The organism is Salipaludibacillus agaradhaerens (genome assembly GCF_002019735.1).
In the GTDB taxonomy this organism is placed as follows: Bacteria; Bacillota; Bacilli; order Bacillales; family Salisediminibacteriaceae; genus Salipaludibacillus; species Salipaludibacillus agaradhaerens.
The window spans coordinates 1,742,123-1,764,966 of sequence record NZ_KV917378.1; the positions used below are offsets into that span (position 1 = coordinate 1,742,123).

Below are 22,844 nucleotides of genomic sequence, written 5' to 3' on the forward strand. Positions count from 1 at the left end.
ATAATCGTGTTGAAAATGCAATTGTGACATTCATTCGGTTAGTATTTAAATAAAACTTTTCCTAAAATATTTTCAATTGGAATAGGACCTATATCTCTGCTGTCATGACTATAATTCCTATTATCACCCATTACGAAAACGTGGTCTTTTGGCACTTCAATTGTCTCAAAAGGAAACAGCATGCCTTCCTTTATATAGTCCTCTTCTAATGCCTTTCCGTTACGATAGATTTTACCATCTATGTATTCTAATAAATCACCTGGTTCTCCTATCACTCTTTTAATCCAATAATTTGTTTCATTATAATCGCTGTCCAAAATCTTCCTCACAATAGGACTTTCAAATAAGTTGTCCTTCATCGTTCTTTCTTTGCTTAGTCGACTATCAATAATCACAACATCGTTATACGTTGGTTCTCCACCAAGAGTATAACTGCTTTTTAACACCATGACACGGTCTCCACTTTCATTATCTTCGTCTGGATCTTTTCCATCTAGCGTTGGCTCCATTGAACTCCCCATAACTGAAAAAGGCTGAATGACAAATGCACTTAATATGATCGATAACGTTATTGCAAACAAAAGGGCTTTACTCCAACTCACAACTTCTGAAACTATTTTAGACAATTCTTTTCCTCCTTTAAAATAATTATCAAATTTTATAAAGCTATGCTTCAATCAGTGGGGGTTTTACTGCCCCTTAAGTGTGGGATAAAACGAACCTTCATTCAGTGCCGTTTTCATCTAACTTTTATATAATTTGTCGTTAAGTCATCAAGACATTAGTTGTTCGTTAACGCTTAAATAGTTTCTGAAACAATGAGTCAGGCCGAGGCTAGAACCTAGTAAAGATTATATTTCATATTTTTCTAAGGTAACCTCTTCATTTGAATTTTTTATAACTATATCGAAATTCTTATGATACGTGTGCATTAATATTCTTTAGCTTTTCTTCTTTAATTTAAAAACGATAAAATCAGCACACCTAAAATCTTCTTCAAAAGAAGGATATTTTTTTAACATCTCTATTGATGGCTTCGGTTCCACTATACTTTCTAAAACAAAGCCTGTTTTAATTAAAGAGTTTATATAACTTGTTAACGTTCTATGGAATAATATCATTTTTTCTTTATCACCTAAGGGTTGTTCATATGCCCCCTCATAAAAATATTTATCTACATTCCAATGCAACTTTTTACCTTCTTTTGTTTTCTCCCAGCCACTTTCTGGCGTTACAAAGCAAGGGTGTAAAATGGAAAAAATAAAACAACCTCCATCTACTAACAGCCGATACATTTCTTGAAAAGCTTTTTCATAATTCGCAAGGTCTTGAATAACCATATTGGATACTATTAAATCGAAAACCTCATCTTCAAAAAAGTTCAATGTCTCACAGTTCCCATGCCTAAAATCAATTTTCAAATCTTTTGGAGTTCTTTCTTCGGCAATTTCTAGCATTCGTGGTGAATAATCTATAGCAGTTACTTTGGCTTCAGATTTAGCTAACATTCTACTTAGATATCCTTCTCCACACCCAGCATCTAGAATTTTCTTATTATTTACAGCTCCCATAAGTGAGAATAAAGTCGGATTTAAAAAAACTTCTTTATGAATGTCTCCTTGTTCGGTATGAGTTGCTGAATACGTATCCGCAAACCTATTCCATCTTTTTATTGCTTCTTCGGTACCAATATTCGCCTTCACCATTACGCCCCTTTTCATTACCTTAACTTTCTCCATACCATACTTTAATAATTCGGTTATCTCCCTCATATTCCCGGCACAGTTCTTAAAAACCTTCTACAAAACCTAAACTATTTAGTCAACCAGAATAACGATTAGTTGAATAATTCAAGTATGTATTTTGATGAGAGAATACTCCTCAGTTCCCATCAATATTTATTAAATTCGCACCTATATTCAAAATACACTCCTGAATCTTTGTCTTCTTCTATCACATTCATGATGTTCCCATAAGCCTAAAGTGTCAGATAGTACCAAAAGTAGGAAGTCATATCTTCCAACATTTCTCTTAATAGGCTTATAGTAATTATGAACACCAATTTTTCTAACAAGTTTAAGGTTCGACAAATCTGTTTCCTCTAATATTTCACGATGTAGCGTATCCACTATATTTTCATTGTCCTCTACTATCAATAATCACGACATCATTATTCTTTGGCTATCCACAAAAAGTGTCGCTACTTTTTAATCCCATTACACGGTCTTCACTATTTTAACATCAGTTGTTGCACTCAAGTGGCCATTACAATAAGCTTAAGTAACTACCTTACTTGATACAAATCCATCGATTTCAGTCTCGACAAGAATGTCATACTCTCCTCTGTTTTTACCGCCCAATTAGGCTATGCGTTCCACCAACGCACTCGACTGTAGAACGTATCGTTGTACTGTGCAGTAAATAATTTTTTTGTCTTGTTTATTCAACATTAGCACCCGTTTGTGGCTATCCGTTTTCTTATATCTGGCATATGAAGATGACGTTTAGTATAGCTTACCTTTTGTTAATATAATTGCTTTCCCGCCTACCATAACTCTTGGATTATCTTTATTAATTAATTTTGTAATGATATTAGAAGGTCTGCCCATACTATACCCCTGAAGAAAAGAGTACTCTTGATTAAAATTATTTAATACGTGGTTATTAAATAGATAATATGTTAAGGCCCCATTCGAAGTACCTGTTGCGGCTTCCTCATCAATACCATAGAGTGGGCAAAAGTTTCTACTCTCTGCTATACCTTTTATTGTGTCAAGAGTAAATGCATGGACTCCCCCCGCTATGTTACTCTTTGTATATTCCAAAAGTGCTTTAAAGTCAGGTTTTAGAACATACAGAGCTTCCTTTGTTTTAATTGGAAGCATTATATCCCAAAGACCAGTGCTTGCAGCTTGAGGTACTAGATTGAAATTTATACTTCCTATCTGACATTTATCAATTCTAAAAAGGTTCGACAAACACTCATAATCATCAAATATTTTTCCTAGCTTAGGTTTAGCTTGCTCCATCATTATAAATGATTGATTCAACTCAACAGAAAGTGTACCAGCGAGTGTTTTCATAAAGTATGTGTTGTTATCTTCAATAGCACGGCTGTCCAATAGGGCTTTAAAGGATGCAATGGTAGCATGTCCACAAAGTTCAACTTGTGAAGTCGGCGTGAAAAACTTTATTTCAAACGTTTTATTGTCTATTTTTTTAATAAATGCTGTTTCTGAAAAGCGAACTTCTGCAGCAAATTTCTGCATAAACTTTTCGTCTAAATTTTCATAGATCACTACACCTGCTGGCTTACCACCAAATTTTGTTTCTGTAAAAGCATCAATCACATAATATAACAATTTCAATTCTCCTCTATTAAGTGATATAAATGTATCTTTGCCTAACTATAATCATTTCAGTTTTTCGGCCATTTTAACAATTGTGAGGTTCAACTTGACCTGATTGTGATGGCCAATCACATATTTATTCCTGTTTAGGTATGTAGAAGAAGAGAATAACCCCCCAGTCATCCAACTATCACAAGAGATAACAAACATGGAAAAAATAAGAAGGATACTATAAAAAAAACACTATATATTCATAATGCTGAATACTATTATATTCGAAATCTATATTTAACTTTCTATGATACCTAATTCTAATCCGTTTAACACTTTCTTCGTACTCTTGAACAATTTGTCCGTAAGCTTTTCGTGAACATGTTCATATTTATCAGATTGACACGTACCATCTTTGGAAACTACAATTTCTCTTATGTGATGATATTCCTTTTGATCTACTGAGCCCTTTCTCTCCTTTTCCCCTCCAGTATCATCCAATTCGTTAACTGCTTACGATCTACTAACCTAACCTGATTTGAACTTGCTAATCTCTTGGCTTGTTCTGTAAAAAAACTATTAGTAATTACCCAGCAATTATCAGCTCTATAATAATTTCTAGCTGAAGCTATTTCTTGTACTGCTTTTACTCCAACATTTTTCTTGTAACGCTTAGCTTGAACAATTATTTTTTTTCCTTTTGTTGTTAAGATAAGGTCAGCTCCGTAATCGCCACTTGCTGGTGTAAATTGAACATAATAACCTCTCGCTTTTAACAAGGCTTGAAGATACTCTTCAAACTTTCTCCCTGACATTTTATCAATTTCTAAAATCCCAGATTTCCGAAGTCTTTGTTCCGTTATTGTATTAATGATAAATACAAAGAACAAAGAACCACAAAAGAATAATAGAATAAAAATTGTTAATACAGGGTCAGCAGTTAATAATGACCAAAATAAATCTAAGCCCATTTTGAAAGATTCTAAAAAACCCATATCACTCCTACTTTCCACTTATTCATAATATGTTTTGTTAATTCGACTTTTTAGTTATAACCAATACTACTTCAATACGATTAGCAGATTATGATTTGAAATACTCAATGATTTTAAATCCAACATATTTATTTTTGTTTGGATATATAACTCGGTAATAACAATTCCAGTAACTGCTTACTCTACTTTCTATTGTATTGCAAAAAATGGGGTTTTCGTTTATAAAGTCTTTTATTTTACCTTTATCAACTTTATCAAGATTTACTTTTATCACTTGTAAGATTTCAATTACATACTCACCAGTTATTCGCATTAAATAAGGAATTATCCAATTGTAGCCATTAGTTTTTTCTATTATCCTTTTTAAATTTTGTTCTCTAATATAACCGTTGTGATGACGAGTAAATAGACAATTTAATATTACTTGTTGTTTTTCTGATAATGACTTGTAATGAGATAGTGAAGGTTCATCATAATATATTCGTTCAGGAATATTTAACACACTTCCCGAAAAATTAACCTCAAACCACCCCAAGAAATCAAGTTTTTCTATTTCATTTATCATATTTAAAACAACCATTACATCTTCTTGTAATTTAACCGGAAATGCTCTTAATAAATTTAACTTGCTAACTAACATAATTTCACCTAAGTATCTGTTTTTTGTATTATTGATTTATCAATTTGTAAATGTTTTTCCTAAACTAAACTGCTGCGTTAGTTGAATAACGGCTAAAATATTTAGTCTACATTTTCTTTAATATTACTATAATTTTTTACATAAAAGTGGAAGGAAACATAATAAATTAGTTCAGTTTTTTATTATTCTTTAATAACAAAAGAGCCCTTTAAATGCTTAAAAAGGCTCTTATCTCACTTTTACATGTTATTTATCAACTCTCACAAGCAACGCACAGCACTCCACATGCCCCGTCTGCGGAAACATGTCCACTGGCTGGACTTCTTGTGTCGTGTAGCCCCGTTGTTCGAGGAACTTTAGGTCACGGGCTAGTGTGGCTGGGTTACAGGATACGTAGACGATGCGTGTCGGTTTCATAACGGCCATGGCTTCTAAAAGGGCTTCGTCACAGCCTTTTCGCGGTGGATCAACGACGATAACATCTGGCTTAAGGCCTTGTGCCTGCCACCATGGCATAATTCGTTCTGCTTCCCCTACAACAAATTCTGCATTATTAATATGATTGAGTTTGGCATTTTGTTTAGCGTCAGATATGGCTTCAGGAACGATCTCCACGCCGTACACTTGCTTCGCTTTTTGGGCTAAGAATAAACTGATCGTACCGATACCGCAGTACGCATCGATCACCGTTTCACGTCCGGTGAGCTGGGCGTATTCTAATGCCTTGTCATAAAGCACTTTCGTTTGAATAGGGTTAACTTGATAAAAAGACCGGGCAGAGATAGCGAATTTAATATCTCCAATCGTATCATAAATCACGTCTTCACCCCAAAGTACTTCTGTTTTATCGCCAAAAATCACATTCGTTCGCTTCGGGTTAATATTTTGCACAACGGAAGTTAAATTAGGAAGCGCCTCTTTCAACGCTGTAACTAAGTTTTTCTTATTCGGTAGCTCTTTCCCTTTTGTTACGAGTACCACCATGAGCTGATCGGTTTGTTTGGCATGGCGCGTTACCACATGGCGCAATGTACCTTTGTGGGTATGATCATCGTAGCCTCGAATACCATAGTCCTTCGCTAATTTTTTCACAAGCTGAACGACTTTGTCATTGTCCTCATGCTGGATAACACAGTTCGGCATATCGACTATTTGGTGACTGCGTTCAGCGTAGAAGCCTGCTACTATCTCTCCGTTTTGTTCGCCAACTGGCACTTGCGCTTTATTTCGGTAGCGCCATGGCTCCTCCATCCCAAGCGTCGGATGAACTAAGACATCCCCTAGACCGCCAATTCGTTCCAATACATCTTTCACTTGCTTTTGCTTGTACATTAATTGGCCTTCATAGCTTAAATGCTGGAGTTGACATCCGCCACACCGTTTAAAAATTGGACAGGGCGGTTCTACTCGTGCTTCACTTTCTTGTTTCAACGTCATTAGACGAGCAAACCCGTAATTTTTTTTAACGTTGATCACTTTCACTTCCGCTGTTTCACCTGGCAGAGCTCGCTTAACAAACAGCGGAAAGCCGTTGATTTTAGCCACTCCTGAGCCATCGTGCGTCATATCTTCAAATGTCACGTTAAGGACATCGTTTTTCTTCACTGGTGTCTCTCGTTTACTCATGGTCATTCGGTTCCTTTCCATGTATCAATGGTCTGCACTTGATTGTACCATACCTTCCCTATTGAAAAAATCTGCGTTACTGATATGATAGATAAGTTAAGATTTTAGCGATTGTGACGATAATGTATATGGGAACAAAAACATATTAAAGCAATGCGATTATAACAATTGTTTTGCTCAAGTCGTGCGACATAGCCTCCAACTATTAGACGAATAACATCGCAGGTTACATTCTATTATGTTAAACATTCCTATAATACAGAACAATAACATGACTATTTTATGAGGTGACAAAATGGCAACCATTAAACGAAATGCACCATGTCCGTGTGGCAGTGGCAAGAAATATAAAAAATGTTGTTTACTAAAAGTCCAAGCAGCTCCGGCTTTTTCTCCTCTTGACCGAAAAGCATTCAATGAGCTTTTACCACGGGTTTTTGACTATAGTAAACAGTTTGATGACGTACTTCAGCCCGTTTATGAAAAATATGTGGCCAGCTTTAATATTTTGCCGGCAAAGGATGCGAAAGTATTCTCGCAACTTATGTTCCACTGGCTACTCTTCAGCTACCCGTTACTTGATGGAAATAAAACTGTGTTAGCTAGCTATATCGACACATATACTCATACTTACTCAGAGACTTTTCAACGCTTTTTGCAGAAATGGGAGACGTTAACTCCTGCATTTTATAACGTGACATATGCTGACAAGAAAACGATGGTCATTGAACACGCTTTTAATAAGGACGCGTTAACTTTAGGAAAAACACCGGCTTCTGCTGACTTACATGAAAATGATTCCGTCATCGGTTACTTATATCCAGCTCCTGACGGACATGCATTAGGCAACGATGCTCTTGGAGTTCCTGCCTATTTAGCGAGTAAATTCCTTAGTATATGGCCTACTATGGTGCAGGTGTTAAAGAATAACGCTGATGAAGCGACACTCTTTGATCGCCACTTCCCTGAAGTCCTTCATTCAATCGCCGTATTTGTGGCAAAAGGGGACGCCTTACACAGTGAAGACAAGCTGCCTGAAAGCAGCCAAGCGGTGCTGGCATTACTCTATGACAGACTTGATTGGGAACATATCTCCTATCCTATCTTTTTAGAAACAAAAGCACGATGGATTACTTACACATTAGAGGAAAAACCGCGTATTCAAAAGCCTGAAACGTATGCAGCTGCCTTACATTATTGGCTCGGTAAACACCTTCAAACTGACGCAGCACTTTCCCAAAAAGCTGTGGCAGATTTATATAGTGTCTCATCTGGCACAGTCGGTACACGATATAAAAGCTTAAACGAACAGCTCTAAACCAAAGCAGCATCTTGACAGAAAAACTGTCCTAGATGCTGCTTTGGCATATCATTTCCTATAAAGCTAAACTTCAATCAGTGGGGGTTTTCGTTTTTCCCCGCAATTGATCATTGCCTTAATCAGGGCATTAGCCGCCGTTAGCTCCCACCTAACGTGAGTTAGCTCTTCTCTCTATTTTGAGTTCTGTGATAAATATACGTGTATCAAAAGAAAGCTGTCATATGAAAGTGGACATTTTCTTTTTCACTGTAAAAAAGTAGTATCTCCTCTCCAAAAGTTTCTATCACTATTAATATGATGAGAGATTAATGCTCTTCAGAACACGAGCTGGATTTCCGCCAACGACCGTGTTCATCGGCACATCTTTCGTCACAATGGCACCAGAAGCAATAACCGCATTATTGCCAATAGTCACACCTGGGTTTATAATAGCCCGTCCGCCAATCCAGACGTTGTCACCAATAGAAACTGGTTTTCCATATTCCAAGCCTGATCGCCGTTCAATCGAATCAAGCGGGTGTGTGGCTGTGTAAATATGGACACCTGGTGCAAGCATACAGTTATCTCCAATCGTCACGGGACATACATCCAAAATTAAGCAGTCAAAATTAGCATAGAAATTGGTACCAACGTGGATGTTATAGCCGTAATCACAGCGGAAAGTAGACTCAACCTTTATGTCGCCACCTGTTGAACCAAATAGCTTTTTTATTATCATTGTCCGAGTCTCATATTCTATTTCAGGCGTATCGTTAAATTCGCGTATCAACTGGCGGGCCAAGGCTCGCTCCTTTACAAGCTTAGGATCTTCAGGATGATAGAGATCTCCCTTGATCATTTTTTCCTTTTCTGTCATTTAGCTTACCTCCAACCATCAAGATGAATGTCCAACTGCTAAATCCCTTACAAGTTTACATCACTATGTATGGTAAACTAAAGGCATATTTTTTATAAAAAGGGGTGATAACGTGTGATAACCTATCCGCCAAATCTTAAAGAAAATGCTCATATCGGTGTTACTGCCCCATCTTCTGGTGTCCCTGACGCTTTACACCATCTCCTACACGAGGCGATTAAGCGCCAAACGGAGCGAGGATACAAAGTCACTGTCGGTGATACCGCATGGACACAGCAGAATCTCACCTCTGCATCGGCAATCAAACGTGCAGCAGAATTCAATGCTATGATGCAGGATCATCATATTGACATCATCATACCGCCTTGGGGTGGTGAGCGCCTGATCGACATACTCCCTTTCATTGAGTTTAACAAGTTTCAACCAAAATGGGTATTGGGCTACTCTGATACTAGTCTTCTATTATTAGCTATCACTCTCCACACTGGGCTAGCCACCGCACACGGCACTAACTTCATAGATTTGAGAGGAACCGAGATGGATGAAACGACCGCTATGTGGGAAGATATTTTAAAGACACCCCCTGGGGCGTCAATTACACAAATGTCATCTAATCACTACCAACATGAGTGGCAATTCGATAATCCTACTCCTCATATTTTTCACCTAACAGAAAAAACAGTTTGGAAATCTGCTAGTGGTCAGCCAGAAACTTTAGAAGGACATCTTCTTGGAGGCTGTATCGATACAGTGAAACACCTTATGGGGACACCATATGGAGATGTTAATAAGTTTGTTAACAACTACATTCCTAGTAAGAACATCATTTGGTTTTTTGAAAATTGCGAGCTATCACTTCCACAATTGCATAGGACACTTATTCAAATGAAGCTTGCCGGCTGGTTTGATCATTGCAACGGCATCATGTTTGGTCGGAGCTCTGCACAAAAAATCGAGAGAGATTATGAACTAATAGATCTTTACCGAACGCTTTCTACTGAACTTGCTATCCCTATCTTTTATTGATTGCGGGCATTTGCCTCCTCAACTAACTCTTATAAATGGTGCCTTTGCCACAATCCACTTTAATAACGGTCAAGGAATCGTTACCCAATCTTTTAAATAAAACGAACCTTCAATCAGAAAAATATGTGTTCTTTTTCACTGATTCGTCGTTGCGTGAATCAGGACTTTAACAGCTATTAGCTCACGCCTATGTCGCTCTTCTCTATTTTGGTCAGGGCGCTTTACGGACGGTTATCTGAGATAAAGAAAGGAGAAAAACATGTCTCAACCATATGATAGTTTAATAGAACAATTACTCGCCAATGCCAACGATCGAAGCTGGTATCTTTCCTTTCAAGAAGCCGTTGAAGGGTTAACTGAAAAGGAGGCTTTTTGGAAACCGTCTTCCCATTGCCACAGTATTGCAGAGGTCGTTCAGCACCTTATTTTTTGGAATGACACGTGGCAAAAACGTTACGTCAATAAAGATGTCACAACGGTCCCATCGCTTGAGAATAATAAAGATACCTTTCATGTCCCAGCCGAGTGTCATTTTAATGAATTGAAGGAGCAATTATTAATTAGTTTGTTACGATGGCCATCATTATTGAGTCAAAAACAGCTGATGGAAAAAGTAGAAGGGTTTCCCGTCCATGCGGAATGGTGGTCGTTAATTGGAAATATGAGTTCTCATAACGCCTATCATATCGGGCAAATAGTGTATATTAGAAAGCTCCAACGTTCCATGTAGCTCTCGGGACATTGACACTCCTACCGTTTGGTGATAACGTCAGATTGAGATAAAGGGAGGAATTAACTCTCTTTGCAACTTAGAAAAGGACGTGAACAGCGTGATCGAATTGATTTCAGGGTTATTGTCTGACGGTTCAGAAGAGCATACGAGAGCTCTAGCATTATTGGGCTTTATCATACTTTTTGGCATCGGACTTATTGTCATCTATATATTGGGGGGCTTAGGGCTGCGGCGACTTGCTAACCGCGAAGGTTTCGACAATACATGGCGGGCATTTGTACCTTTTGTCAACCTTTTTTTATGGGGGCAAATCATTAAAGGGCAAAGTAGTAAAAACTGGGCAGAAAGCCTGCCTCATTTGCTAGTAGGAGCAGGTGTGGGTGTCATTATCTTCAACTTCATCCCTTTTTTTGGACAGTTTATCATCATCGCCAGCTTAGTCGTCATTTTTTACGCGGCTCACCTTTTATACGATAAGTATACAAGGTACCCTTTTCCCTTGTTGCTAGCAAGTATTTTTTCCTTTGGCTTAGGAATACCGATTATTATGTTTTTTATTAGAAATAGCGACCGTTCTTTAAGTCAATCGTAAGAAGATGTATAAGTGTACTACTTGGAACGTAATTCGCATGAAATATATTGGAAAGGCCATCTTTTTGATGTGCACTGCTCCATGTCAAGTAGACAGTGGAAATAATAATAATGATTTAGGCGGCTTTAGCTCTATATTCCATAGTGCTAAGGCCGTTTAGTCTTTTTGGTGTCTTTCATGATTATAGAAATGGAAATTAGTGCGGCCCTTCTACCATGATAGAATAGGTCTAGAATTCTACCTATTTTTCTTTCTTGTGAGGAAGTTTAACATGTACGGCAACGCTAAAGCACCCATTTTCACTCTTAAGCTGGCCCGATATCAGCCATTATACGACACTCATACATGAAAAAGCTCGTGAGTGGCCCGATATCTTCCATTCTGTGACACTCATACATGAAAAAAGCCGTGAGTGGCCCGATATCTTCCGTTCTGCGACACTCAAACGTGAAAAAACTCGTGAGTGGCGTGTTATCAGCCTTTCTGCGACACTCATACATAAAAAAGGCCGTGAGTGGCGTGATATCTTCCGTTCTGCGACACTCAAACATGAAAAAACTCGTGAGTGGCCCGATATCAGCCATTATACGCCACTCAAACTTGAAATAGCTCGTGAGTGACGCGATACCTTCCATTCTGCGACACTCAAATAAAGAAAAGGCCTTGAGTGACGCTATATCAGCCTTTCTGCGACACTCAAACTTGAAATAGCTCGTGAGTGGCCCGATATCTTCCGTTCTGCGACACTCAAATAAAGAAAAGGCCTTGAGTGACGCTATATCAGCCATTCTACGACACTCAAACGTGAAAAACCTCGTGAGTGGTGTGATACCAGCCATTCTGCGACACTCAAATAAAGAAAAGGCCTTGAGTGACGCTTCCCCACCCAACTCCATAACAACTAGTTAGGGTTATTATGAAGGTATGCGTGGTTTTGTACCAGCTTCAATCTTTTTCAATTCTTCATACAGTCTTAAAGGCCTATCCCTTTAGAATTTTTAAAATCTCCTTCACTTCTGCCAGGTATATTGACCGTTGACAGGTCATCCTATTGGTGATAATTTCATAGTTATGTCAATTCGTGTAAGGGAGCGCGTTCTTTTTACTTTTGAGATTGCTGTCTCCATATATCATCCAACGAGGTCAAACGATTTTTTAGAAAGGGCATGATTTATGACCACACTTTTTCACGGGCTTCAAAATAGCCAAACTACCATTGAAATATTTGCTTATTTGTTTTTAATTATTCTCATCATTTCACTTTTTGTGGGCGCTCTATTATTTATTTTATTAGCTTTTGCCCTGCGAAGAATTGCTGTTCGCGAAGAAAGAACACATGCATGGATGGCCTTCGTACCGTTTATGAATTTTTATCTACTTGGAGAAATGGCCCGAGATGAGAGCGATAAATCTTGGATGAAAGAGATCCCACTCATTTTGTTGTTCGGTTCTATTGTCTACCTAGTCTTCCCCATTGTGCCAGTGATAGGGATGCTTTACCCACTCTGTTTTAATGGCCTGATTTTGTATGCTTCATATTTAATTTTTAATAAATATAGTCATAGTGCCATGCCACTACTAATTATATGTATTGTGACGTTTGGTATAGCAATACCTTTTATTTTATTTGCAATTAGAAATAACGAGCAAGTGACCATTCAACTGCCCCCAAATCATTAAGAGGAGTTTAATTCATGTTACATTTTCCATTTCATTTAAGCACTATTATTGGTTTTCAATCATTTATAGATGCTATAGATACAATGTTTAGATTAATCATTAGTGTTATCTTACTATTGATTGTATTACTTTTAATTAAATTATTTATCGTTGTTGGCATGTATACTTTAGGATCATTAGGTCTTCAAAGATTGTTAGAACGGGAAAACTATAAAAAGTCATGGATCGCATTTATCCCTTTTTTCCAATTTTATTGTCTCGGGATACTTCTAAAAGATCGTAAGTTATATGAATGGGAGCGACCACTTCCAACGATTTTAGTTGTCACTTCCCTATTAAATACACTGCCTTTCTTCTTTATAGACTCGTATAATGATACATATACTCAACTTTTTTATTTAGTACTACCAATGCTCTTTTTAATGGCTGTAGTCATCGTCAGTTTTCGAATCTATCAAAAATATACGCAATCAGCGCTGATTTATACGATACTGACCATCCTAAGCCTCGGCATGCTGTTTCCATTATTATTATTCACTTTGCGAAACAACCAATATTAACCACTAACGAAAGAGGCAGATAGCTGAATTCTCTCCTTGTGGTGCTGAATTTCCTCCTTGCGATGCTGAATTACCCCCTCCCGATGCTGAATTACCCCCTCCCGATGCTGAATTACCCCCTCCCGATGCTGAATTACCCCCTCCCGATGCTGAATTACCCCCTCCCGATGCTGAATTACCCCCTCCCGATGCTGAATTACCCCCTCCCGATGCTGAATTACCCCCTCCCGATGCTGAATTACCCCCTCCCGATGCTGAATTACCCCCTCCCGATGCTGAATTACCCCCTCCCGATGCTGAATTACCCCCTCCCGATGCTGAATTACCCCCTCCCGATGCTGAATTACCCCCTCCCGATGCTGAAAAAAGGATTGGGACAATGTCCCAATCCTTTTCAGCCTTCATATTTAATAATCATTATCCGCTTTTTCGCCTTTAACGATTTTCACACCGGCACTTGCGCCAATGCGGCTAGCTCCTGCTTTTACCATCGCCTGGGCATCCTCTAGGCTGCGTACGCCGCCGGAGGCTTTAACACCGGCTTTGTCTCCCACCGTTTTCCGCATTAATGCTACATCTTCCACAGTCGCGTTACCTGTGGAGAAGCCTGTTGACGTTTTGACAAAATCAAGCCCTGCTTTTACAGCTAATTCGCACGCACGTACTTTTTCGTCATCTGTAAGTAAGCACGTTTCGAGAATGACCTTCGTTAATGCTTTTCCTTTTGCTGCTTCAGCAACAGCACGCATATCTGCTTCAACTAACGCATCGTTTCCATCCTTTAATGCACCGATATTCATAACCATGTCTACTTCTGTAGCGCCATTTTCGATAGCGTTTGTTGTTTCAAATGCTTTCGTTTCCGGTGTGCTTGCCCCAAGTGGAAAGCCGATGACTGTGCATACATCCACACCGCTATTAGCAAGTAACTCAGCCGCTTTTTTTACCCAAACGGGATTAACGCAAACGGAAGCAAATTGATACGTCTTGGCTTCCTCACATAAAGAAATAATTTTGTCCTCTTGTGTATCAGCTTTTAATTGGGTGTGATCGATGAGTGATGCGAGTGATTGGCTCATGTAAAACATCCTTTCTTATTTAAGTAATGTTATTTATATGAAACTTATTCATTAGAAAAACATTCCCGCAATCGATGCGTTCAATAACGATGCGAGCATACCTGCCATAACAGCTTTTAAACCAAGTTGTGCGATATCACCCCGTCGGCTCGGTGCCAGTTTTCCTAACCCACCTAGCAAAATACCGAGTGAAGAAACATTCGCAAATCCACATAAAGCAAAGCTTACGACGAGAACCGTTTTTGGATCTAAGCTGTCAATCTCAGGTGCAAAGGCTGCATAAGCAACAAATTCATTTAAGATCAATTTCTGCCCAATAAAAGATCCAGCTTGGAACGCTTCTGACCACGGCACACCGATAGCAAATGCTAAAGGTGAAAATAAAATACCGAATATATTTTCTAATGTAAGACCTTGAATGTTTATAGACGAGTCTGAACCGAACAGGCTTAACATATAGTTTACAGAACCATTGATGCCACTTTCTACGCCTCCAAGTATACCATTAAGTAGGGCAATAAGGGCAATAAAGGCGAGTAACATAGCCCCGATATTTAATGCTAACTGTAACCCTGTGCTCGCTCCTCGAGCCGCTGCATCAATCACGTTGTATGATTCTTGATCTTCATCCATCTGAAACTCTCGCTCATCAGACGTCGCTTGTGGATCAGTTTCCGGCAACATAATTTTTGCTAACACTAAGCCTGAAGGAGCTGCCATAAAGCTTGCCGCCAACAAATACTCCAACGGAATTCCTAAAAGCGAATAACCGATAAGGACAGAACCTGCTACAGAAGCCAAACCACCTGTCATAACAGCAAATAGCTCTGAGCGCGTCATTTGTGGTAAAAATGGCTTAACGACGAGCGGCGCTTCCGTCTGTCCCACAAAAATATTAGCTGCTGCCGACAAAGATTCAGGTCGGCTTGTCCCAAGTAGCTTTGCCAAGGCCCCTCCAATACTGTTAATTATTCTTTGCATGATTCCTAAATAATACAAAACAGAAATGAGTGATGAGAAAAAAATAACCACTGTTAGAACTTCAAAGGCAAATATTGACCCGACTCCTTCAGCTTCGAATAGGCCTCCAAATAAAAAATTAATGCCCTCTCCCGCAAAGCCGATGACTTGATTTACCAGGCCAGTAAACTGTTCAAGTACCCATCTTCCAGTATCAGAATAAAGGACAAGGAATGCAAACAGTAATTGAATTGCTAATCCTCCAATAATTGTACGAAAATTGATTGCTTGTCGATCACTAGAGAGTAGATAAGCAATCCCAAGGACAACAGTCATCCCAAATAATCCCCATAAAATAGTCATAAAAACACCTCTGTTATGTTCTTTATGTTCAGACGTCTGACATCTACTAACTATAGCAGAGACGAATGATCATTGTAAACATTTTCATAGAAATGGATTTACCTCATTCACCTTAACTGAGACACTTGTGTCATGATCGTAGTAATCGGCTATTGGCTTCTAAATTAATGATGGTGCTAAATCATCATGTGAGTGACAAAATACCTTTACAATAATGCTGCACTATTTATTTGAGAGAGTCTAGAAGCTTGGGTACGAGAACTTTTCATTTTTTGTGTTGGCTCCTTTTTATAATGCAACTTCTACATTCTACCCTTCGTTTAGGCAGTAACTGACGATAGCCCTCATCCCTAAGCATATTCTAAGCGACAAATTTAATTGTACATTGGAATTTAAATACTTTATAATGTATATTCATACAAATCGGCTTATAAGGAGGCTTTTATGCTACTCATTTGTGAATCATCGAATTTAAGTGATTACTTAGTGGATCATCCCATGCTCACTCTTTCGCATCCTCTCATCCAAGAACAGAAGGAGAAACTTTTTGCAGGCTGCAATACAGTCCATGAAAAAGTCGATAGGGCTTTTACCTTCGTTCGTGATCACATTGCCCACTCTTGGGACATTCAAGGCACACGTGTCACCTGCACAGCGTTGGATGTTTTAACTTATAAAGAAGGTATCTGTTATGCAAAATCTCATTTACTCGCCGCTCTACTTCGTTCTGTAGAAATACCAACAGGCTTTTGTTATCAGAAGCTCATGTTATTTGATACACCGGCAAACGGTTATTGCATTCATGCTTTAAATGCTGTCTATATTAGTTCTATTAAAAAGTGGATGCGATTGGATGCTCGTGGTAATAAACCGGGAGTTAATGCTCAATTTACTCTTTTACATGAGCAATTAGCCTTTCCCCTTCAGTCTAATAAAGGAGAGATTGATTATCCTATTATTTATCAACACCCTCATCCAAAAACGATCACAGCCTTAAAAACTAATGATCATGCAGTTCACATGTATACAAAGCATTTACCCACCTCTTTATAGTAAATGCTTTCTCTTTCCTCCATCTTTAGACACATCACGTCCTTCTTTTGACGTATAACTAGTTATTTTATCCTCGTTCTTTTTACATTATTTGTCCCTTAAGTCGATTATTTTTATATAAAAATAATTATTTTAACCTATTTATACCATATTTGTCTTCGATTATGATTAATAGATGGCAAATCGTGTCATGATTTTAGGCTTTTCTCTGTGTTCTACGTATAGTGATCTGCGTAGTAAAAGTCGTTTTTTGGATATTGTCGTCAGTCACCAAGTCTATTACACATCTAGGAGGTTCCGTGTTTTGAAGTTTTTAAAGCTATCGAAGGAAGTTAACATTAGTATCGCCATTATTGCTATTCCCCTCATAATTGCCCACCTTCTCATGAGACCATTGCATGAAGAATATATTGCTAAAGGCGATATTGCGCCGGTTAGTGATATTGGGGTTAATGGAAGTGTGCATTTCACATACATCTATTCAGGCTATATTGATAATTATTTTGATAAATTATACGTGTCTTATCTTTATAAAGACCTAGATTTCATTCCTTTAGATGAAGAGGAATTTATCATGTATACAGAGTATGATGATGACATGGTAGTGGATTATTACAAGGAAGAGACCATTTCTAACGCTGTTTATGCAACTAGTTTCGGTGATGATAATGACTTCCAAGAGAGGATCGATGATATTCTATATTACTCATCTGAATACTACGGTGATTCTCTCGGCTTAATGGTGGCTATTGGCTTAATCGAAGAGGTGAATCAACTCGATTTTTCCCAAAATGGCACTGTCACCATAGCTGGTACGGGGACAATTGAATACGATGAAACCGTCGGCTCTATTGGAGGTGTAAGACAAAAGCTTTTAACGGCTGTTGATAATAACGTGGATATCTTTTTCATTCCAAAGGATGAAGATGACTATGGTATTTACAGTAATGAACGGGAAGCTCGTCGTGTCTTAAACGAAGAAGGTTTAGACCTTAACGTCGTTCCAGTGGAGACATTAGAAGAAGCAATAAACTATCTAGAAAATTATTAATCGGAAGGTTGCAAGTCAATGAATAAATCTAACTCTCAATCTATTAGTAAAATTTTAACGATCATCTTAAGTGTTGCTTTTATTATTAGTATCATTGCTCTTATCAATACGATTATTTACATGGTTAATTTTTCTTTATATACGTCCATTGCCACATTTGATCGCGTGATTATGTTGGCAGTCAGTATGTTTTATGTCATTATCGCCATTTTGTATGCGATATGGATCTATAAAATACATAAAGATCTAAAATTCTTTTCTTCTTACTTTCCCGTTAGTCCAGGGGAAGCTGTTGGGTTTTATTTTATTCCTGTCTTGAATATATATTGGCAGTTCCATGTACCAGCTAAAATAGCCTCGTTTCTAAAGAAACAATCTTTAACAAGCGGATATGGGACCGTCTTTGCAACATTATGGCCCATCGCTCTTCTTTTAGGATTAGTTCACAACGGCTTGAACCTATATACGAATAGTGACTTTTATATCGATATTTCAGCTGTTTTCATCACTGATTTACTTTTAGTTTTATTTGTTTTTATACTTTTACGTACTAACGCCATGGTTATAAAAAGTGTGGAGGTGCTCCACGCACAACATACTGAAAATGTTCCTGAAGAAAATACGACAAGTTATCATTGATAGGAGTTGCTGATCCAATGCCATTACTGCGTTCTGAACTAACTGGTAATCTTTTGCGTGCGATATTGTATATTTTTTTAATTATTCTTTCGGTAAGAGGGCTTTTTTCCTTCGTATTGATTATGTCACCTAGTACTCATCTGCCTGTATCTTTTAGAAATGTCGTTGACATTTTGAATGTTGCGTATGTCATGTTCGTGATACTCGTACCTATTATGTATATTATTTGGATGTATAAATTACATAATGATATTCGGACGATAAATGACAGTTATCCCGTTTCCGCTGGTACAGCACTTCTACATTTACTAATACCAATTTTTAACCTATATGGCATTGCTAAAGTACACTATACACTTGCAAAAAATTTGGGACAGAATTCACTCGCTTCACATTTTAAAAAACCGATTGTATACTGTCTCATTTTGTGGTATATTTTTCATTTCTTAACTAGCTTTATAACACTATCAAATGATACATTGTTATATGGTTCGGAAATTCTCCTTATCCATGATATCAGTGTGTTGCTCATGCATGTGTTCATTTTGCTTGGTTATCGCTATATGTCTAAGGGATTATACACACTTTTTGACTCGTCTAAAGAAGCAGAACAAGATACAGTTCAAATTTCCCAGTAGAAAGAGGTTATTACCTTGCGTTCCACATTAACAGGTCAATTGTTAAAATATTTACTAATTAGTATGATCATTGTTTTGGTAATACAAACTGGATTATATGTCATTCTTTTAGTATCTCCAACGGCATTAACTGGATTTGAAGGGCTTTTCCTACTTATTTTATATGCGTACCTTTTCTTAGTTATTGCCATTCTAGTGATGTATGTCATCTGGATGTATAAGGTTCATAAAGATATTCATGAGTTAAACAGTTATTATCCTGTTTCAGCCATGACGTCACTCCTGCTATTAATCATCCCCATTGTCAATTTATTTGGTATAGGCAGGGTTCACAATCAAATTGCGAAATTTTATCGCCGCCAACCTTCTACGGCGCATTTGCATAAGCCGATTGTACGTCATTTAATTTTTTGGTACATCCTTATCTTGATGATGCATCAACTGACACGTTATCTTTCCGCGAATAGCGTCACATTTGATCTGTATATCATTCAAAACATCGGCTATTTAATCGTGAATGTTCTTATATTAAGAGGCACTATGTTTATAAATACTGGCCTCAACACGCTTTTCGATGTTGTTTCAAAACAAGGAAAACAGGTGATTAAAAAGAATGATGGATTAGTTTAAACGATAAATAAGCCTCTTCCATAGAAACACCATGGGAGAGGCTTTTATTTAAGTTCATATATTGCTAACTTCAGTGTTTAAAAGATTAAAGAAAGCCTGTAAATTTGGCCCGATCCATTTGTTTGTGTGAACCGCTGTAAAGATCCCGATTTCTTGATTGAGCTCTCCAGTCGACTCTTTAATAAATTCCCCATTTTCTATTTCTTTTTCTACAACAAACCTTGGCAGCATCGCTTTTCCTAAGCCACATGCCACACATTGTTTAATCGCTTCAATACTCGGTAATTCGACCTGTTTCATGTCTGAACTATCAGCTTGTTTTAAGTAAGTGTTCACATGGGGGCGCCAGCTACACGAATACTCAGTTACAAGCATCGTCTTTAAAGTATGGGATGTGCTACTAGATGAAGAAATAAGTTCTAATCGATCACGTTTCAGTTCATTAATCGTCAAGGTGTGGGGGCTCCAATCAGGCTCTTCCACTAGAATAGCAGCCTCTATTTCTCCTTGTTTCAATTGAGCTGTTAAGTTCTCATAGTTTAACGACTTCAGTACAATGTTGACGTTTGGAAACCGTTCCATATATTTTTTTATGAGGTCCGGTAGCCAATAAATCATTAAAGACTCACTGACCCCAAGTGTTAAATCTCCCCATGGTGTTTCATCCTCGTTTATGACCTGCTTTGACTTGTCATACAAAGCGATAATATCAAGGGCATAAGGATAAAAATGATGACCTGCTTGTGTCAACGTGATTGTCTTCCCGAGGCGATCAAATAACGGTTGACCCAGTTCTTTTTCTAATGCCTTAATGTGAGCCGTTATAGATGATTGAGCATAGCCTAATTTATCTGCTGCTTTTTTAAATCCTCCTGATTCAATGATTGTTTTAAAGGTGATGAGTTGCCGTAATTCCATACACTGCTCCCCCTCTTATCGAAATAAATGAATTTTTATATCTAAACTATCTATTTTACCGATTTATAAAACTAGTATATGCTGAAACAACAAGACATTCAACTGAAGGAGGAACAGCATATGAACGTACTTACAGTCGTAACCCATCCGCGAATAGAGTCACTGACATTTTCAATGGCTAACCACTTGATGAAAGGGATAAAAGATAACGGTCATCATACCGATATGCTCGATTTGTATCGATTAGGCTTCAATCCAGTATTAGGTATTGAAGATGAACCAGAGTGGACCGCAAAGTCACAAGTATTTTCTGCTGAAGTCCATAAGGAAATGCAACGATTAGAGCAGTATGATGCTTTAGCTTTTGTTTTTCCCCTTTGGTGGTGGAGCATGCCAGCACTGATGAAAGGCTACATCGATCGTGTATGGAATTATCATTTTGCTTACGGTTCAGGACAACTCCCCCATAAACGGGTTTTATGGCTCAGTCTAGCTGGTGCACCAATAGAACGTTTTGAAAAAAGAAAGTATGACACTATGATCAAGCACTATTTTAATGTAGGGTTGGCGGATTACTGCGGCATCCCTATCTCTAAATTTGAACTTTTTTATGAGACAGTCAAACCCACTCCTCAGCACGTGCAAAAGTGGCAGGCAAGATCTTATGAATTAGGGAACACCTTTTTTACTCATGTAGAAACGACAGGAGTTGTTAGCAAATGAAAATCATGTTGCTTTTAGGAAGCTCACGAAAAAAGGGAAACAGTGAACAATTAGCGCAAGACGTGTTAAAAGATGTGCCACATACAGAGGTCTTTTTACACGATAAAACGATGAATCCGATTATTGATAAGCGTCATACAGCGGGTGGTTTTACCCGTGTGGATGATGATTATGAGGAGCTGTTGCAGCAGTTTTTGGCACATGACATTGTTATTTTTGCTACACCGTTATATTGGTTTGGCATGTCAGGACAAATGAAGACCTTTTTCGATCGGTGGAGCCAGTACTTAAGAGATGAACGATTTGATCTTAAAGCCAAATTAGCTGAAAAAAAAGCCTATGTTATCATTACAGGCAACAAACCGGATCCAAAAGTATCAGCTCTTCCACTTATCATGCAGTTTAATGCTATTTTTCAATACGTTGACATGAGCTTTGACGATTATCTCATTGGGACGGGAAACAAACCTGGTGAGGTATTCACAGATTCAGAGGCTTTTCAAAAAGCACGTTTATGGAATGAACGTTTTCTTGCTTTTAAACAATAAAACAAACCTTCAGTCAGTTGGCGTTTTCGTTTATCTCCTACTGATTGGTCGTTGAGTGAATCTGGATATTAGCGTTCGTTATCTCTCCTCTCTATATTCTGACAGGAGGTTTGCGAACGCTTATCTATGATAAACTGTCTTTGTTAAAGTATAGGAAGAAAACCGATTTGTAAACAGATCTTTTTGTTAGCATTATAAGTGAAAATGTTAGATAGTGACGGCCTTTTAAATGAAGGGAGGCATAATTCTTTTTAAAATCGTATATCTATTTATAACGATGTCGTTTTAAAGCAGAGAAAAGAAAATGAGCCTTTGCTTTCTAGACATAGGTTATTAAAGACGTGGAGGTATCTCATATGCGTCATACCGTTCTTCCAGGCGAAACATTAGCTCAAATATCTCTTGATTATAGAATTCCCCTTCCACAAATCTTATCTGTTAATCCCGGCGTGAATCCAGATCTGATTCATCCAGGACAAATGATAGAGATTCCTAGCTTTCCAAACCCCGATACATTGCCTTATCACATCGACGTGTCTGTTGGAAGTCGTCGGCTCAGACTTTTTCGTAACGGCATGTTAGAAAGGGACTATCCCATCGCAGTTGGAAGAATGTTATTTGAGACCCCACTTGGTCGGTACATTATTATTAATAAAGCACCTCATCCAGGCGGGCCATTCGGAACGATGTGGATGAGCTTGTCAAAACAGCATTATGGGATACACGGCACAAATGAACCAACTTCCATCGGGCACGCCGTATCACGTGGGTGCATTCGTATGTTCAATGAGGATGTAGAAGAATTAGCCGCTCTTATTCCAATTGGTACACCTGTGGCTATCAACCCTTAAATTTCCTTATTCTACATCTGG

Annotated in this window: 25 protein-coding genes and 1 pseudogene; 14 read left to right on the plus strand and 12 right to left on the minus strand. The window is 38.1% G+C overall.

Translation table 11 applies throughout. The annotated features are described in order from the left end of the window. Positions 1-38: 38 nt before the first annotated feature. The 7 genes from lepB to rlmD all read right to left on the minus strand — a co-directional run bounded on the left by lepB (position 39) and on the right by rlmD (position 6,602). A complete protein-coding gene (gene lepB / locus BK581_RS08280; protein WP_078577729.1) occupies positions 39-626 on the minus strand; it encodes a signal peptidase I in 588 nt (195 codons plus the stop codon). 315 nt (positions 627-941) lie between these two features. Continuing rightward, positions 942-1,706 (minus strand): class I SAM-dependent methyltransferase, encoded by a 765-nt coding sequence (locus tag BK581_RS08285; RefSeq protein WP_407690331.1) that lies wholly within the window; start codon positions 1,704-1,706, stop codon positions 942-944. 213 nt (positions 1,707-1,919) lie between these two features. Further along, on the minus strand, positions 1,920-2,156 hold the full coding sequence (locus BK581_RS20560) for an NUDIX domain-containing protein (protein ID WP_169837618.1): 237 nt from the start codon (positions 2,154-2,156) through the stop codon (positions 1,920-1,922). A 348-nt stretch (positions 2,157-2,504) separates the two neighbouring features. Further along, positions 2,505-3,362 (minus strand): PhzF family phenazine biosynthesis protein, encoded by an 858-nt coding sequence (locus tag BK581_RS08290; RefSeq protein ID WP_078577730.1) that lies wholly within the window; start codon positions 3,360-3,362, stop codon positions 2,505-2,507. Positions 3,363-3,799: 437 nt separating this feature from the next. After that, the gene (locus BK581_RS08295) at positions 3,800-4,336 is read right to left on the minus strand and encodes a restriction endonuclease (RefSeq protein WP_245828963.1); all 537 of its coding nucleotides are present in this window, start codon (positions 4,334-4,336) and stop codon (positions 3,800-3,802) included. Positions 4,337-4,424: 88 nt separating this feature from the next. After that, entirely contained in the window at positions 4,425-4,976 is a 552-nt protein-coding gene (locus BK581_RS08300) for a hypothetical protein (RefSeq protein WP_078577731.1), read from the minus strand. Positions 4,977-5,222: 246 nt separating this feature from the next. Then, positions 5,223-6,602 (minus strand): 23S rRNA (uracil(1939)-C(5))-methyltransferase RlmD, encoded by a 1,380-nt coding sequence (gene rlmD / locus BK581_RS08305; RefSeq protein WP_078579893.1) that lies wholly within the window; start codon positions 6,600-6,602, stop codon positions 5,223-5,225. A gap of 295 nt (positions 6,603-6,897) precedes the next feature. On the opposite strand from rlmD, the gene BK581_RS08310 reads away from it, so the two are divergent. Next, a complete protein-coding gene (locus BK581_RS08310; protein WP_078577732.1) occupies positions 6,898-7,920 on the plus strand; it encodes an SEC-C metal-binding domain-containing protein in 1,023 nt (340 codons plus the stop codon). 292 nt (positions 7,921-8,212) lie between these two features. On the opposite strand, the gene BK581_RS08315 is transcribed toward BK581_RS08310, so the two are convergent. After that, positions 8,213-8,779, minus strand: a complete 567-nt coding sequence (locus tag BK581_RS08315; RefSeq protein ID WP_078577733.1) for a maltose acetyltransferase domain-containing protein — start codon at positions 8,777-8,779, stop codon at positions 8,213-8,215. A gap of 114 nt (positions 8,780-8,893) precedes the next feature. Between BK581_RS08315 and BK581_RS08320 the strand changes: the two are divergent. From BK581_RS08320 to BK581_RS08330, 3 genes and pseudogenes are all read left to right on the plus strand, one after another. After that, a pseudogene (locus tag BK581_RS08320) lies at positions 8,894-9,905 on the plus strand (S66 family peptidase). A 159-nt stretch (positions 9,906-10,064) separates the two neighbouring features. Beyond that, positions 10,065-10,535: a DinB family protein gene (locus tag BK581_RS08325; protein ID WP_078577734.1), complete on the plus strand. Its 471-nt coding sequence runs from the start codon at positions 10,065-10,067 to the stop codon at positions 10,533-10,535. Positions 10,536-10,635: 100 nt separating this feature from the next. Next, the gene (locus BK581_RS08330) at positions 10,636-11,130 is read left to right on the plus strand and encodes a hypothetical protein (protein ID WP_078577735.1); all 495 of its coding nucleotides are present in this window, start codon (positions 10,636-10,638) and stop codon (positions 11,128-11,130) included. 305 nt (positions 11,131-11,435) lie between these two features. Here BK581_RS08330 and BK581_RS08335 read toward each other — a convergent pair whose 3' ends face one another. Beyond that, positions 11,436-11,969, minus strand: coding sequence for a hypothetical protein (locus BK581_RS08335; RefSeq protein WP_078577736.1), 534 nt, complete (start codon positions 11,967-11,969; stop codon positions 11,436-11,438). Positions 11,970-12,303: 334 nt separating this feature from the next. On the opposite strand from BK581_RS08335, the gene BK581_RS08340 reads away from it, so the two are divergent. Then, the gene (locus BK581_RS08340; RefSeq protein ID WP_078577737.1) at positions 12,304-12,810 is read left to right on the plus strand and encodes a hypothetical protein; all 507 of its coding nucleotides are present in this window, start codon (positions 12,304-12,306) and stop codon (positions 12,808-12,810) included. A gap of 14 nt (positions 12,811-12,824) precedes the next feature. Next, positions 12,825-13,370: a hypothetical protein gene (locus BK581_RS08345; RefSeq protein WP_078577738.1), complete on the plus strand. Its 546-nt coding sequence runs from the start codon at positions 12,825-12,827 to the stop codon at positions 13,368-13,370. A 407-nt stretch (positions 13,371-13,777) separates the two neighbouring features. Here the strand turns inward: BK581_RS08345 and deoC are convergent, their stop codons facing one another. Next, positions 13,778-14,449 carry a deoxyribose-phosphate aldolase gene (gene deoC, locus BK581_RS08355; RefSeq protein WP_078577739.1) on the minus strand — a complete coding sequence of 224 codons (672 nt, stop codon included), beginning with the start codon at positions 14,447-14,449 and terminating at the stop codon, positions 13,778-13,780. Positions 14,450-14,500: 51 nt separating this feature from the next. Next, positions 14,501-15,772 (minus strand): NupC/NupG family nucleoside CNT transporter, encoded by a 1,272-nt coding sequence (locus BK581_RS08360; RefSeq protein WP_078577740.1) that lies wholly within the window; start codon positions 15,770-15,772, stop codon positions 14,501-14,503. A gap of 444 nt (positions 15,773-16,216) precedes the next feature. Between BK581_RS08360 and BK581_RS08365 the strand changes: the two genes are divergently transcribed. The 5 genes from BK581_RS08365 (at position 16,217) to BK581_RS08385 (ending at position 19,783) form a co-directional block, all read left to right on the plus strand. Continuing rightward, entirely contained in the window at positions 16,217-16,825 is a 609-nt protein-coding gene (locus BK581_RS08365) for a transglutaminase-like domain-containing protein (RefSeq protein ID WP_078577741.1), read from the plus strand. A gap of 304 nt (positions 16,826-17,129) precedes the next feature. Continuing rightward, the gene (locus BK581_RS08370) at positions 17,130-17,876 is read left to right on the plus strand and encodes a hypothetical protein (RefSeq protein ID WP_078577742.1); all 747 of its coding nucleotides are present in this window, start codon (positions 17,130-17,132) and stop codon (positions 17,874-17,876) included. An 18-nt stretch (positions 17,877-17,894) separates the two neighbouring features. Next, the gene (locus BK581_RS08375) at positions 17,895-18,515 is read left to right on the plus strand and encodes a DUF4328 domain-containing protein (RefSeq protein ID WP_078577743.1); all 621 of its coding nucleotides are present in this window, start codon (positions 17,895-17,897) and stop codon (positions 18,513-18,515) included. Between the two features lie 17 nt (positions 18,516-18,532). After that, positions 18,533-19,153 (plus strand): hypothetical protein, encoded by a 621-nt coding sequence (locus tag BK581_RS08380; protein WP_078577744.1) that lies wholly within the window; start codon positions 18,533-18,535, stop codon positions 19,151-19,153. A 15-nt stretch (positions 19,154-19,168) separates the two neighbouring features. Beyond that, complete coding sequence (locus BK581_RS08385; RefSeq protein ID WP_078577745.1) at positions 19,169-19,783, plus strand: DUF4328 domain-containing protein; 615 nt, start codon at positions 19,169-19,171, stop codon at positions 19,781-19,783. Positions 19,784-19,837: 54 nt separating this feature from the next. Here BK581_RS08385 and BK581_RS08390 read toward each other — a convergent pair whose 3' ends face one another. Then, positions 19,838-20,701, minus strand: a complete 864-nt coding sequence (locus BK581_RS08390; protein ID WP_078577746.1) for a LysR family transcriptional regulator — start codon at positions 20,699-20,701, stop codon at positions 19,838-19,840. A gap of 120 nt (positions 20,702-20,821) precedes the next feature. Between BK581_RS08390 and BK581_RS08395 the strand changes: the two genes are divergently transcribed. From BK581_RS08395 to BK581_RS08405, 3 genes are all read left to right on the plus strand, one after another. Further along, positions 20,822-21,424 (plus strand): NAD(P)H oxidoreductase, encoded by a 603-nt coding sequence (locus tag BK581_RS08395; protein ID WP_078577747.1) that lies wholly within the window; start codon positions 20,822-20,824, stop codon positions 21,422-21,424. Beyond that, a complete protein-coding gene (locus BK581_RS08400) occupies positions 21,421-21,972 on the plus strand; it encodes a flavodoxin family protein (RefSeq protein WP_078577748.1) in 552 nt (183 codons plus the stop codon). Before BK581_RS08395 ends, BK581_RS08400 begins: the two co-directional genes overlap by 4 nt. Before the next feature lie 356 nt (positions 21,973-22,328). After that, complete coding sequence (locus BK581_RS08405) at positions 22,329-22,823, plus strand: L,D-transpeptidase family protein (RefSeq protein WP_078577749.1); 495 nt, start codon at positions 22,329-22,331, stop codon at positions 22,821-22,823. The last annotated feature ends 21 nt before the right edge of the window (positions 22,824-22,844 follow it).